Below are 13,176 nucleotides of genomic sequence, written 5' to 3'. Positions count from 1 at the left end.
TATACCCAATAAAGATAATGGGTACTACACTTCATCGTCGTCACTGTCTTCGTCAAGATCTTCGTCAGTATCCAGTGGTACATCTGATAAGACAATGCCGGTGTTGTCTGCGTAGAGGTAATCACCAGAGAAGAAAGTTACGCCACCGAAGTTCACTCTGATATCACTTTCACCCACGCCTTCGCTATTGGAACCGGCAGGAATGGCGGCCATTGCCTGAATACCAATATCAAGTTCAGCAAGGTGATCAACCTGACGCACCGCGCCATAGACGACAATGCCTTCCCACTCATTATTGGCGGCAAGTTGAGCCAATTCGGCGTCAACGAGTGCCTTGCGTACCGATCCACCACCATCGACGAGCAGAATATGGCCAAGCCCATTTTCTTCAAGTAAATCATAAAGCAGGCCATTGTCTTCAAAGCATTTCACCGTGATGATCTGACCACCAAATGAAGTACGCCCACCAAAGTTGGAAAATAGTGGTTCTACCACGTTTATATCTTCTTGATAGATATCACAAAGTTCGGAAGTATCATATTTCATGGGTTTTACGTCTGGTTTATGCAAGGAACGGACAGTATATCCTTTTAAAGCCAATGTTGGCAAAATCATCAATCTTGAAACTTATGGATAAAATTGATGTCTACTCGCTTAATTAAGTACCAATCCGATGGAAAACAGCACATTAGTCAATAATGCTGCTTTGACCATTTGTACCAGCTTAGGGCGCATACCTTCCGGTGTCGGATCACGCAGCACTTGCAACATGTGTTTCAGTAATAGAGGAAAGGCAAGCAAAAATAGCCAGCTAGTCCAAGAACTTAGATACTGGAGCGTAAAGGTGATAAGGCAAAACATGGCACTTATTATCAGGGCAGCATGGTAGTAACGTGCTTTTTTTCCACCCAATCTGACAGCCAGCGTATTTTTGCCGTTTTGCCGATCATTTTCGATATCGCGCAAATTATTAATATTCAAAACTGCAACAGAAAGTAAACCACAGGCGGTTGCGGGCAGGAACGTATTCAGGGAAAAGGTATTGGCTTGCAGGTAATAGGTACCAAGAACACTCAACCAACCAAAGAAAATCAGGACAGAAATATCACCCAGCCCAAGATAGCCGTAAGGTCTGGCTCCCACGGTATACGTGATAGCCGCGATAATCGCCAGTAATCCCAGAACCAGGAAACCGATAACATCACTCAGGCTATTACAGGCCACGACGATAAGAGAAATGCCTGACAGACAAGAGAGCAGCACCGTGATCTTCAATGCATTTTTCATCTGCTTTGCTGTAATCAGGCCTTTTTGCATGCCACGCATTGGGCCGATACGTTTTTCTGCATCACTGCCTTTGGCAACATCGCCATAGTCATTGGCGAGATTGGAAAGAATTTGCAGTATGGCAGCAGTTAATAAAGCTAGCAACGCCACAGGCCATTTGAAATGTCCCGTCCATGATGCAAGGGCTGAACCAGTTACGACGGCCGCTATGGCCAGAGGTAACGTTTTAGGGCGTAAGCTTTCCAGCCATGCCTGTATCTGACTGATAGACGTTGTTGAGCTCATATTGTCACTATTTGTCATTACGTGATTATACCCGTCGCCTTTCAAGTTGCCCCTTTGTTGGCTGCGCTCGCTCACCCCGATCACATAGTTATCTATGCTCCCGGGGATTCACTCTCTTGCCGCCGCGATGCATCTTGAAATTCATAGGGTATAGTGGATGATAAATTTTATATCATCGAAAATAGAGAAATGGGAGGCTAAAAGCCTCCCATTTTACGATTTCTTTCACTGTGTTCGCGTTTTTCTTCACATTGAATTGCTTGCGTGAATAAGTCCGGCGAACCAGATTAAATCAGGTCAATATTACCGATTATAAAATAAACCGGCTCAGGTCTTCATCCGCAACCAGCTCATCTAAATGTTCTTTGACATAATCGGCATTGATTTCAACCGACTGTCCTTGGCTCTCGCTGGCGTCGAAAGAGATATCTTCCATCATACGCTCAAGCACGGTATGAAGACGACGGGCACCGATGTTTTCGGTGGTTTCATTCACTTTCCATGCTGCTTCCGCGATTTTGCGGATACCATCAGTAGTGAATTCGATACCCATACCTTCGGTCGCCATCAGAGCCTTATACTGTTCAGTCAGTGAGGCATTAGGTTCAGTCAGAATACGTTCAAAGTCTTCAGTTGTCAGTGCTTGTAATTCAACACGGATTGGCAAACGGCCCTGAAGTTCAGGGATCAGATCGGAAGGGCTGGAAACCTGGAAAGCGCCGGAGGCGATGAACAGAATGTGATCGGTTTTGACCATGCCGTGTTTGGTGGAAACGGTACAGCCTTCTACCAGTGGCAGCAGATCGCGCTGAACACCTTCACGTGAAACATCCGGGCCGGAAGTCTGGCCGCGTTTACAGATTTTATCGATCTCATCAATGAAGACGATACCGTGCTGTTCAACCGCATCAATCGCTTGCTGTTTCAATTCTTCCGGATTAACCAGTTTTGCGGCTTCTTCTTCGACCAGCAGCTTGAACGCATCTTTGATTTTCATCTTGCGGTTTTTCTGGCGCTGGCCTGCCAGATTCTGGAACATGGATTGCAACTGATTAGTCATCTCTTCCATGCCCGGAGGCGCCATGATTTCAACGCCAACTGGCGCGGCTGAAACTTCGATTTCAATTTCTTTGTCGTCTAACTGGCCTTCACGCAGTTTTTTGCGGAATGCCTGACGGGTTGAAGATGGCTCGGACTGAGTTTCTGCCTGTCCCCAGTTATTTTTTGCCGGTGGCAGCAGGACATCCAGAATGCGCTCTTCTGCCAGCTCTTCGGCACGATAGCGGTTTTTCTCAATGGATTGCAGACGAACCATTTTCACTGCGGCATCAGTCAGATCACGGATAATGGAATCAACTTCTTTGCCAACATAACCCACTTCGGTGAATTTGGTTGCTTCAACCTTGATAAAGGGAGCGTTAGCCAGTTTTGCCAGACGACGGGCGATTTCGGTTTTACCGACACCGGTTGGGCCTATCATCAAAATATTTTTTGGGGTGACTTCTTGACGCAGTGATTCATCCAACTGCATACGACGCCAGCGGTTGCGCAGAGCAATGGCAACAGCACGTTTTGCTTTGTCTTGGCCGATGATGTGATTGTCGAGTTCGCTGACAATTTCGCGAGGAGTCATTTCAGACATACTATCTATCCTTACGCTTTCGAAGGCAGTTCTTCGAAGTTGTGATTATGGTTGGTGTAGATGCAGATATCGCCAGCGATGGACAGGGCGCGTTCGGTAATTTCTCTGGCACCGAGTTCCGTGGTTTCCAGCATTGCACGGGCGGCAGCCTGCGCGTATGAGCCTCCGGAACCAATGGCAATAAGATCATTCTCTGGCTGAATCACATCACCGTTACCTGTAATAATCAGAGAAGCATTTTCATCTGCGACGGCAAGCAGGGCTTCCAGCTTACGTAGCATGCGATCCGTTCGCCAGTCTTTGGCCAGTTCAACAGCCGCTTTGGTCAGATGCCCTTGATGCATTTCGAGTTTACGTTCAAACAGTTCGAACAGTGTGAAGGCATCGGCAGTACCGCCGGCAAAACCCGCGATGACTTTGTCATTGTAAAGGCGGCGCACTTTGCGGACATTGCCTTTCATCACGGTATGACCCATGGTTGCTTGTCCATCACCACCGATGACGACTTTGCCATTACGGCGAACACTTACGATTGTAGTCACGAGTTAGCCCCTGGTTACAAAATAGAAGATGGTACACACGGGATGTTGGCTGGTTATTCTGCAATGGCTTGTGGTATTGCTGATAAAAGCACCGTGTGTATGTTATTAACGATTAAGATGGGGGAATTTTCTGACTTTTCAACCCCCAACCGGGCGAGGAATACAGTCGGATACACCTGCACCAGCAACCTTTTCGCGCATTTTTTCAGCACTGGCCTTGTTTTTATATGGGCCGAGCATAACACGGTTCCAATTGTCTTTCGTGGTAATCTGGCTTTCAATGCCTGCGAATGCAAGGCTGGCACGGACAGATTCAGCTTGATCCATCGTGCGGAAGGAGCCGCATTGTAGCATCAACCTGGTACCATTTGTTTCAGATTTTGGTTTAGTTTCACCGGAGTTTTGGGGGGACGCTGATGACTTGCTTTCCTGAGCAACAGTTGTTTTTTGCTCTGGAGAATACTGCTTAGATTGCTGCTGCATATATTCTTGTGAAGGTGGATTGATCACAACGCGCGTACGTGGAACAGGCTCACTATTATAGGGAACTTCTTTCAACGAGATAGGCGGCTGGCGCATATCCGCCTGCATTTGTTCAAGCAACTGCTTCTGTTCTGGTGTCAATTGAGGGGCATGGTTCAGCGGTTGATTCAATATTGCAGTGGGATCTTGTATTGAAGATTCATTAACAGGCCGGTTTTCCAACTCTTTGATGTAGCTCCAGCGCTCTTCTGGTTTAGGGGGCAGGCCATGACCTTTGGTTTGGTGAGAAGGCTGGGGGGCATTTTGTCCACTTTCTTTTTTGTTGTGTACGATGAAATAAAGGCCACCAATAAATATGACCACCAAGGCCACAGCAACGGCTAATGTAGTTTTGGGTAATCCTTGAGACTGATTTTTCTTCTTACCAGTACTTTTCCGACGGGGATTGCTCTGCCCGCGACTCACATAATCTCGTTGTGCCACTGTTTAATTCGCTGATTAATTAAAAATTAAGGAATAGATAACCAATGTTACTTAACCTACTGTTATTTGGCTAGCTTTTAGGCGAGCAAGTACTCGAGCGAATGATCAATTCTGCATCCAGTAACCTTGAGCCTTTGGAAACCCATCGGCCTTGAAGCTGTTCCAGCAACAAAAGCATAGAATGGCGCCCAATCTCATAACGAGGTTGTTTCACTGTGGTTAGAGCCGGTTCACTGTATTGAGCCAGATTCAAATTATCGAAACCAATAACAGAGAGTTCTTCTGGTAATTTTAACCCCATTTTCTTGGCTTGCCACATTGCGCCCAGGGCCATGACATCGCTATGGCAGAAAATCGCACTCGGAGGCTCCGGTAGAGTCAGTAGGATTTCCGCCAATTCAGCGCCACTTTCATGGGTAAAATCGCCCCGGACAATATATTCTTCCAGAATTTCTCCTCCTGTGCGCCGTAGGGCTTGAATGTACCCTTGCAATCGATAGTGGCACAGTGGCATGTTATCCGGCCCTGTAATGCAGGCGATGCGTTTGTGCCCCAGTTTTTGCAGATGATGGATGGCATTGAATGCGGCTGTCAGGTTATCAATATGGACAGTCGGAAGTTCCAGTTCCGGTGCGAATTCATTGGCCATGACCATTGGCGGCAGGTTTTTTTGCTCTTCTTTGGAAACATCGAAAGGAATATTGGAACCCAACAGCACCATGCCATCAATGCGTTTGGTGATCAGCAGATTGATAAACGCATGCTCTTGTTGCTGCTGATGTTTACAGTCACCAATCAGAACCAGATAGCCATGTTCGGCTGCGGTTTCTTCAATGCCGCGAATGACTTCGGTGAAGAAAGGATCGCTGATATTGGGCACAATAACTAAAATCGCCCTAGATTCATTGCGTCGTAGATTTTTAGCAAGATTGTGGGGATAGTAACCCACTTCCAGTACGGCATTTTCTACTTTCTGACGTGTACGAGCAGAAACCTTATCAGGATTCATAAGTGTTCTTGATACAGTTGCAGTAGAAACACCAGCCACTTTGGCAACATCTTTCATGGTTGCCAATGTACAATTCTTTTTTTCCATAGTTCACTCCTCGCTTTCTACAGGCAGCAAAACGATTGCTCTCAATCTGCTAAAAAACGCCGGTTATTCCTAAGAAAGAAGTTCTGGCGGATCGTTTTCTACAGTCATATTAATAAGTTCATTTTAAACTGATTAATAAGCCAATCCGTTACTTTGTTTGCATAAAAAGTGTGATATGAATCATTTCTTAGAGATACTTCGCAAATTAAGGAAATAATTACCTCTATTTCTGTTATTGGTTAATGATTTTCTGTTATCAACCTTCGGTCGGGTCAACGTCAATGTTCCATTTCACCTTGCGTGCCTGTGGCAGTGCGGTGATTTGCGGGTAGATCCCTGCCATCATTTTCTGTAGGAAGATACGTGAAGGATGTTGAACCATTAATTGCCAGCGATAACGACCGCCGCGTTTGGATTGTAATGCCGGTACGGGGCCCATGATCCATAGTTGGTTATCATACAGTGGATGATGTTCAAGCAATTGACGCATTTGTTGCAAAAATGCGGGCGCTTGTTGATTGTCATGATCTTCTGAGCGGAGCAAGATGTGGCTGGCAAAAGGTGGCAGATGCACTTGTTGCCGTTCTTCCATCGCTTGCTGCGCAAAGGCATCGTAGCCTTTTTCCAGTAATACCTGTAATAGAGGGTGTTCAGGATGGTGGGTTTGCAGAACAACTTCACCTCGCTTGCCTGCTCGTCCTGCCCGACCGGAGACTTGAGTATACAGTTGGGCAAAACGCTCTGCTGCCCGAAAATCGGCAGAGAACAGGGCTCCATCAACATCAAGTAAGGAGACCAAAGTCACGTCGGGGAAGTGATGGCCTTTCGCCAGCATTTGAGTACCAATCAGAATACGGGCCCCGCCTTGATGTACTTCAGCCAGTTGTTGTTCCAATGCCCCTTTGCGGCTGGTGGTATCACGATCAATGCGGGTGACAGGAATATTGGGAAACAGTTGGGTGATGCCATCTTCAAGCTGTTCCGTGCCCAGACCGACAGGGATTAGGTTAGTGGAACCACATTGTGGGCACTGGCGTGGGATCGGTCGTTGGCTGTCACAGTGGTGGCAACGTAGGTGGCGATGGTTTTGGTGCAGCGTGTAATAATGATCACAGCGCTGGCATTCCGCTATCCAGCCGCATTCATGACAAAGCAGGGCGGGAGAATAGCCACGGCGGTTCAAAAACAGGATAACCTGATTGTCCGCCTTGAGGTGCTCTTTGATGCGGTTGATGAGCGGTTGTGATAACCCGACAGTCAACGGTAATCCTTTCAGATCCAGCAAATGCTGGGTCGCTGGCTGGGCGTGGCCTGCTCGTTTGGTTAATGTGAGTTGGCGGTATTTCCCCTGCTGAACGTTATATAGTGTTTCCAGTGCTGGCGTGGCGGTTCCCATAATGATCGGAATCCCCTCTTTTTTGGCACGAAACACCGCCAAATCACGAGCATGATAGCGCCAGCCTTCCTGCTGTTTGTAGGAGCTGTCATGCTCTTCATCAATAATGATGACTCCCAGATGGGCAAAGGGAGTAAACAAGGCAGAGCGTGTACCGATGACGATAGCATTTTCTCCCCGCTTCGCCCGCAGCCAAACGGCTAATCGTTCGCTGTCATTCAATGCTGAGTGAAGGACATCAACAGGTGCGTCGAAACGCTCCCGGAATCGGCGAATAGTTTGTGGTGTCAGCCCAATTTCGGGCACCAAAATCAGAGCCTGTTTACCTTGTCCAAGAATATTTTCCAATACGCTGAGATAGACTTCTGTTTTGCCTGAACCCGTGATGCCCGCAAGCAGCCACGGGGAGAAAGTGTTATCTTCTGCGCGAATGGCGCCTATAGCGGTGGCTTGTTCTGTATTCAGCTTTAGCCGTTCGCCGATGATTTTAAAATCTTCATGCCAATTTTCAGCTTCTGGCTGTATTGGACAAAGCTCAATCAGTGATTTCTTTTTCAGTGATTGCAATGCACTTTCACTTAATTCCAATTCAGCGACTTGGTGGCGGTAAACAGGTTTTTGGCGCAAAGTGGCTAAAGTCTGCTGCTGTTTGGTAGAACGCTTGAGTTGTTCGAGTGGGAGCTCGCGTCCAGTTTCAGTGACATGCCATTGCCAGAGTGGAGAAAACTCTGCCGGTTTTCCCTGCCGTAGCAAAACGGGCAGAGCATGGAACAAAACCTCCCCCAGCGGATGGTGATAATAGCTGGCTGACCACAAGAGCAATTGCCAAAGATCGTCGGGAAAAAGTGGCTGGGCATCAAGAATGCCGGAAATAGACTTGAGCTGCTCGGGAGAAAATTCGCTGTTGTCTGTAATACCAGTGACTATACCTATTGCATTACGTTTGCCAAACGGCACGTTCACGCGGACACCGATAGCCGGCAAAGGTAGCCCTTCGGGTAATAGATAATCAAAAGCGCGGGTTAAGGGGACAGGCAACACAACCTGAACAACTGTCATAAGGCGTTTTCCGGATGATTAATGACCAGACAAAAGAAAGTATAGCGACAAGGGTATCATAGCAAATCAGCAGATTTCATTGCGTGATGAACAGATTTTCTGTATGATCCGCCGCCTTTGGTATAGAAATTACCGATACTGATTTTTATCAACACGACATTTTTATCAACATGACGTGTGGTGTCTGGCGGCAACAGGGCTGGATAGCGACACGGCCTGAACAGAGGTTTCCCATGAAACAAGGTATCCATCCTAAGTACGAAGAAATTACTGCATCTTGCTCTTGCGGTAACGTTATCAAAATCAACTCTACCGTAGGTCACAACCTGAACCTGGACGTTTGTGGTGCATGCCACCCATTCTACACTGGTAAGCAGCGTGACGTTGCGACCGGTGGTCGTGTTGATCGCTTTAACAAACGTTTCAGCGTTCCAGGTGCTAAGAAGTAATGACTTTTCTCTGTCTGTATTCAATACAGGCAGGATAGTTGAAACAAAAACGCCCGATGTTTTGCATCGGGCGTTTTTGTTATCAATATTCCCATGTTTCAGGATCAATACCGAGCTCACGCATCATGATTTTCGCCGCTTCAGGGATTTCATCATGACGCTCTTTGCGCAAATCATCATCATCAGGCAGAGGCTGTCCAGTGAACGCATGGAGAAAAGCTTCACACAGCAATTCGCTATTTGTTGCATGACGCAGATTGTTCACCTGACGACGGGTACGCTCATCAGTCAGGATTTTCAGCACCTTTAACGGGATTGAAACCGTAATTTTTTTGACCTGTTCACTTTTTTTGCCATGTTCAGCATAAGGGCTGACATACTCACCATTCCACTCAGCCATGAGATACCTTAAATAATTTTTAAATCAAGTAATTGAAATCAGAAGTTGGAGGGTACTTCTGATCTGTTTTCATGTCGGTAATTCGGTAGTCTAGCATAATTCGCTTATTGACTATATCGCTCCAGTCTCACTGACTTATAAAGTATAACCAGAAGAAATATAAAGCATAAGGATAATCGCCTAATTGTAGTATTAGACCGTCGTATTAAACCGCAAATGATTTTGGATGTCTAGATGTGTTGACGTCTATGCTTCCGATCGTTATCCTTGCATGACGCCAATAATAACAATGATGGGTAAAGTTTATGGGATGTAAGCAAGCGACAGTTGCGGTTCACAGTGGCTCAAATATTGATGAACAATATGGCTGTGTGGTTCCACCTATCTATCTTTCCAGCACATATAACTTTACTGGTTTCAACGAACCCAGAGCGCATGATTATTCTCGACGTGGTAATCCAGGTCGCGATGTCGTCCAACAGGTTTTGACAGAGCTGGAAAGTGGAGCCGGGGCAGTGATGACCAGCAGCGGTATGTCAGCCATTCATCTGTTATGCACTGTATTTCTGAAACCGGGGGATTTATTAGTGGCTCCCCATGATTGTTATGGTGGAAGTTACCGTCTGTTTGATAGCTTGAGCAAGCGTGGTGCATACAATGTGCTCTTTGTTGATCAGTCAGATGATCAGGCTCTGAAACAGGCATTGGCACAAAAGCCTAAACTGGTGTTGATTGAAACGCCGAGCAATCCTCTGTTGCGAATTGTCGATATTCAATATATTTGCGAGCTGGCCCATGAAGTGGGGGCATTGGCTATCGTGGATAACACCTTCCTGAGTCCTGTACTGCAAAAGCCATTGGATTTGGGGGCGGATTTAGTGGTGCATTCCTGCACGAAATATCTGAATGGGCATTCTGACCTGATTGCAGGGGCGATCATTGCCAAAGATCCGGAAATTGCCAAAGATTTGGCATGGTGGGCGAACAATATTGGTGTGACAGGGGCAGCTTTTGACAGCTATTTGTTGCTACGCGGCATCCGTACCTTATCTGCCCGTGTGCTGCTTCAACAGAATAATGCTGCTGTTATTGCTGATTATTTACAACAGCAACCACAAGTGAAAAAGCTCTATTACCCTGCACTGAAAAGCCATCCCGGGCATGAAATTGCCGTTAAACAGCAAAAGGGTTTTGGGGCAATGCTGAGTTTCGAATTGGATGGTGATGAACTCACCATGCGTCGCTTTTTATCTGCATTAAAATTATTTACTCTGGCTGAATCTCTCGGTGGTGTGGAATCGTTGATTTCTCATACCGCAACAATGACACACGCGGGAATGTCGGCAGAAGCAAGGGCTCAGGCAGGGATTACGGATTTACTTCTTCGTGTCTCTGTAGGAATTGAAGATGGTCAGGATTTAATTGCTGATCTGGACAGCGCGTTTCAGGCAGCGGCAACGAGGTAATCATTAATCATGAGTGCACTGGCAACAGCGGGGGCGGAATCTGGCCGCCAATTACATAAATTTGGCGGCAGCAGCCTGGCCGATGTGAAGTGTTATCAGCGGGTTGCAGACATTATGGCGAACTATAGCCAGCCGGGTGATTTGATGGTGGTATCGGCGGCAGGGAGCACAACGAATCAGCTTATTGATTGGCTGAAATTGAGCCAGAGTGACCGGATATCAGCACATCAAGTCCAGCAATCGCTACGGCGCTATCAGCAAGAGTTGATCCGTGGCTTATTGCCTGAGGCGGTAGCAGAAGAGCTGGTCACAAAGTTTATCGCTGATCTGGAGAGATTGAGTGCACTGTTAGATAAGCCCGTTACAGATATCACCTATGCAGAAGTTGTCGGTCATGGTGAAATTTGGTCTGCACGTTTGATGGCGGCGTTACTTGAGCATCAGGGTCTCCCTAGTGAATGGCTGGATGCACGTAAATTTCTGCGGGCAGAACGAGCTGCTCAGCCGCAGGTTGATGTGAGTTTGTCCCAGCCCTTGCTCAGACAGTTATTGATCCAAAATCCGCATAAGCGTTTGGTTGTCACGGGATTCATCTCCTGTAACCAAAATGGTGAAACCGTCCTGCTGGGGCGCAATGGCAGTGACTATTCTGCCACACAGGTTGGTGCATTGGCGGGAACCCAAAAAGTCACTATATGGAGTGATGTTGCAGGGGTTTATAGTGCCGATCCGCGTAAAGTCAAAGATGCGTGCTTGTTACCTTTGCTGCGCTTGGATGAAGCCAGTGAATTGGCCCGTTTGGCGGCACCTGTACTTCATACCCGTACATTGCAGCCTGTATCCACCAGCGATATTGATCTGCAATTGCGTTGCAGCTACCAGCCTGAGCAAGGTTCAACTCGCATTGAGCGGGTGCTGGCAACAGGGACTGGAGCGAAAATTGTTACCAGCCATGATGATGTTTGCTTGATTGAATTGCATGTATCTTCAGCCCACGATTTTAAGCAAATCTACAAAGATATTGATTCATTGTTGAAACGCGCCCAAATTCGGCAGTTGGCGACAGGACTGCATGCGGACTGTAATCTTATTCAGCTTTGCTATACCTCTGAAATTGTGAACAGTGCCCTTGATGTTTTGCAGGATTCCGCTTTGCCCGGAAAACTTTCCCTGCGTGAAGGTTTAGCGCTGGTGGCATTGGTGGGGGCAGGAGTCTGTAAGAATCCGCTGCATAGCCATCGTTTCTATCAACAACTAAAAGATCAGCCTGTTGAATTTGTCTGGCATGCGGAAGATGGCATCAGCCTTGTTGCTGTTCTGCGCCTGAACCAAACTTCGCATCTGATTCAGGGTTTGCATCAAAGTCTGTTTCGGGCAGAAAAACGTATCGGTTTGGTGCTGTTTGGCAAAGGAAACATTGGCTCACGTTGGTTAGAACTATTTGCGCGTGAACAGAAGAATATTTCAGCCCGCAGTGATTTTGAGTTTATTCTGGCAGGCGTTGTGGATAGTTGCCGAAGTTTACTGAATTATCAAGGGATTGATGCCAGCCGTGCGTTGGCGTTCTTTGATGATGAAGCGACTAAACATGAAGATGATGCACTGTTTTTATGGATGAGAGCACATCCTTATGATGATTTGGTGGTACTGGATGTGACGGCAAGTGAAGAACTGGCCAAAGAATATATCGATTTTGCCAGCTATGGATTTCACGTTATCAGTGCCAATAAAGTTGCCGGTTCTTCCGATAGCAACACCTATCGTATGATCCGCGATGCCTTTACAAAAACGGGACGCCACTGGTTATACAACGCCACAGTTGGTGCAGGGCTGCCGATTAATCACTCGGTCAGGGATTTACGGGAAAGTGGAGATACCATTCTGTCCATCAGCGGGATTTTTTCCGGGACGTTATCATGGCTATTCCTGCAATTTGATGGTTCTGTCTCTTTCAGTGATTTGGTCGAGCAGGCATGGCAGCAAGGATTAACGGAACCTGATCCGCGTATCGATCTTTCTGGTCAGGATGTGATGCGTAAGCTGGTTATTTTAGCCAGAGAAGCGGGTTACGAGATAGAACCTGATCACGTTCGTGTTGAATCATTGGTGCCGGAAGAGGCACGAATCGGTTCCATCGAAGAATTTTTTGAAAACAGCGCTGCTATTAATGCCCAGATGCTTCAACGGTTGGAAGCGGCACGGGAAATGGGCATGGTACTGCGGTATGTCGCGCGTTTTGATGCCAGTGGTAAAGCTAAAGTGGGCGTGGAAGCGGTGCGTCATGATCATCCGTTAGCTTCATTGCTGCCGGCGGATAACGTATTTGCGATAGAAAGCCGCTGGTATCGCGATAATCCGTTGGTGATCCGTGGCCCAGGTGCCGGGCGGGACGTTACCGCGGGAGCAATCCAATCAGATTTAAATCGTCTCTCACAGCTTCTCTAATTCGAGGTTTTTGGCAGGGATATGATGAACTATCCCTGCCTGTATCATCATCCCGCCAATCAAAAGCATCTTATTACTCTCTATATGAACGCATCCCGTTTGCAAGACAAAAATCATGTTGACATCGACGGTAGGTTGCAGCT

General features: G+C 47.0%; 11 protein-coding genes. 3 read left to right on the top strand and 8 right to left on the bottom strand.

Annotation, left to right across the window (positions count from 1 at the left end):
• Positions 1-24: 24 nt before the first annotated feature.
• The 7 genes from rraA to priA all read right to left on the bottom strand — a co-directional run bounded on the left by rraA (position 25) and on the right by priA (position 8,273).
• On the bottom strand, positions 25-546 hold the full coding sequence (gene rraA / locus AB204_RS04740; RefSeq protein WP_200898200.1) for a ribonuclease E activity regulator RraA: 522 nt from the start codon (positions 544-546) through the stop codon (positions 25-27).
• 108 nt (positions 547-654) lie between these two features.
• On the bottom strand, positions 655-1,572 hold the full coding sequence (locus AB204_RS04735) for a 1,4-dihydroxy-2-naphthoate polyprenyltransferase (protein ID WP_047962258.1): 918 nt from the start codon (positions 1,570-1,572) through the stop codon (positions 655-657).
• Between the two features lie 310 nt (positions 1,573-1,882).
• Positions 1,883-3,214 carry an HslU--HslV peptidase ATPase subunit gene (gene hslU / locus AB204_RS04730; protein WP_047962234.1) on the bottom strand — a complete coding sequence of 444 codons (1,332 nt, stop codon included), beginning with the start codon at positions 3,212-3,214 and terminating at the stop codon, positions 1,883-1,885.
• Positions 3,215-3,225: 11 nt separating this feature from the next.
• Positions 3,226-3,756 carry an ATP-dependent protease subunit HslV gene (hslV, locus tag AB204_RS04725; protein ID WP_047962233.1) on the bottom strand — a complete coding sequence of 177 codons (531 nt, stop codon included), beginning with the start codon at positions 3,754-3,756 and terminating at the stop codon, positions 3,226-3,228.
• A 138-nt stretch (positions 3,757-3,894) separates the two neighbouring features.
• Positions 3,895-4,722: a cell division protein FtsN gene (gene ftsN, locus AB204_RS04720; RefSeq protein ID WP_047962232.1), complete on the bottom strand. Its 828-nt coding sequence runs from the start codon at positions 4,720-4,722 to the stop codon at positions 3,895-3,897.
• A 70-nt stretch (positions 4,723-4,792) separates the two neighbouring features.
• The gene (gene cytR, locus AB204_RS04715; RefSeq protein ID WP_047962231.1) at positions 4,793-5,818 is read right to left on the bottom strand and encodes a DNA-binding transcriptional regulator CytR; all 1,026 of its coding nucleotides are present in this window, start codon (positions 5,816-5,818) and stop codon (positions 4,793-4,795) included.
• Positions 5,819-6,074: 256 nt separating this feature from the next.
• Positions 6,075-8,273, bottom strand: coding sequence for a primosomal protein N' (priA, locus tag AB204_RS04710; RefSeq protein WP_047962230.1), 2,199 nt, complete (start codon positions 8,271-8,273; stop codon positions 6,075-6,077).
• A gap of 233 nt (positions 8,274-8,506) precedes the next feature.
• On the opposite strand from priA, the gene rpmE reads away from it, so the two are divergent.
• Positions 8,507-8,722 carry a 50S ribosomal protein L31 gene (gene rpmE / locus AB204_RS21180; RefSeq protein WP_072061389.1) on the top strand — a complete coding sequence of 72 codons (216 nt, stop codon included), beginning with the start codon at positions 8,507-8,509 and terminating at the stop codon, positions 8,720-8,722.
• 82 nt (positions 8,723-8,804) lie between these two features.
• On the opposite strand, the gene metJ is transcribed toward rpmE, so the two are convergent.
• Positions 8,805-9,122: a met regulon transcriptional regulator MetJ gene (gene metJ / locus AB204_RS04700; RefSeq protein ID WP_047962228.1), complete on the bottom strand. Its 318-nt coding sequence runs from the start codon at positions 9,120-9,122 to the stop codon at positions 8,805-8,807.
• Positions 9,123-9,427: 305 nt separating this feature from the next.
• Between metJ and metB the strand changes: the two genes are divergently transcribed.
• Together metB and AB204_RS04690 are read left to right on the top strand one after the other, a co-directional pair.
• The gene (metB, locus tag AB204_RS04695) at positions 9,428-10,588 is read left to right on the top strand and encodes a cystathionine gamma-synthase (RefSeq protein WP_047962227.1); all 1,161 of its coding nucleotides are present in this window, start codon (positions 9,428-9,430) and stop codon (positions 10,586-10,588) included.
• 9 nt (positions 10,589-10,597) lie between these two features.
• Positions 10,598-13,033, top strand: coding sequence for a bifunctional aspartate kinase/homoserine dehydrogenase II (locus AB204_RS04690; protein ID WP_047962226.1), 2,436 nt, complete (start codon positions 10,598-10,600; stop codon positions 13,031-13,033).
• Positions 13,034-13,176: the final 143 nt, after the last annotated feature.

Origin of the sequence: Xenorhabdus khoisanae, from assembly GCF_001037465.1 — a bacterium.
In the GTDB taxonomy this organism is placed as follows: Bacteria; Pseudomonadota; Gammaproteobacteria; order Enterobacterales; family Enterobacteriaceae; genus Xenorhabdus; species Xenorhabdus khoisanae.
Note: the sequence above shows the minus strand (reverse complement) of the source record. Positions and strands in the feature narration are given on the sequence as shown.

Bases quoted from the DNA above. Each gene is read 5' to 3' on its own strand.
- metJ (WP_047962228.1), bottom strand. From the start codon at position 9,122: ATGGCTGAGTGGAATGGTGAGTATGTCAGCCCTTATGCTGAACATGGC.
- rraA (WP_200898200.1), bottom strand. From the start codon at position 546: ATGAAATATGATACTTCCGAACTTTGTGATATCTATCAAGAAGATATA.
- cytR (WP_047962231.1), bottom strand. From the start codon at position 5,818: ATGGAAAAAAAGAATTGTACATTGGCAACCATGAAAGATGTTGCCAAA.
- rpmE (WP_072061389.1), top strand. From the start codon at position 8,507: ATGAAACAAGGTATCCATCCTAAGTACGAAGAAATTACTGCATCTTGC.
- metB (WP_047962227.1), top strand. From the start codon at position 9,428: ATGGGATGTAAGCAAGCGACAGTTGCGGTTCACAGTGGCTCAAATATT.
- AB204_RS04690 (WP_047962226.1), top strand. From the start codon at position 10,598: ATGAGTGCACTGGCAACAGCGGGGGCGGAATCTGGCCGCCAATTACAT.
- priA (WP_047962230.1), bottom strand. From the start codon at position 8,273: ATGACAGTTGTTCAGGTTGTGTTGCCTGTCCCCTTAACCCGCGCTTTT.
- AB204_RS04735 (WP_047962258.1), bottom strand. From the start codon at position 1,572: ATGAGCTCAACAACGTCTATCAGTCAGATACAGGCATGGCTGGAAAGC.
- hslU (WP_047962234.1), bottom strand. From the start codon at position 3,214: ATGTCTGAAATGACTCCTCGCGAAATTGTCAGCGAACTCGACAATCAC.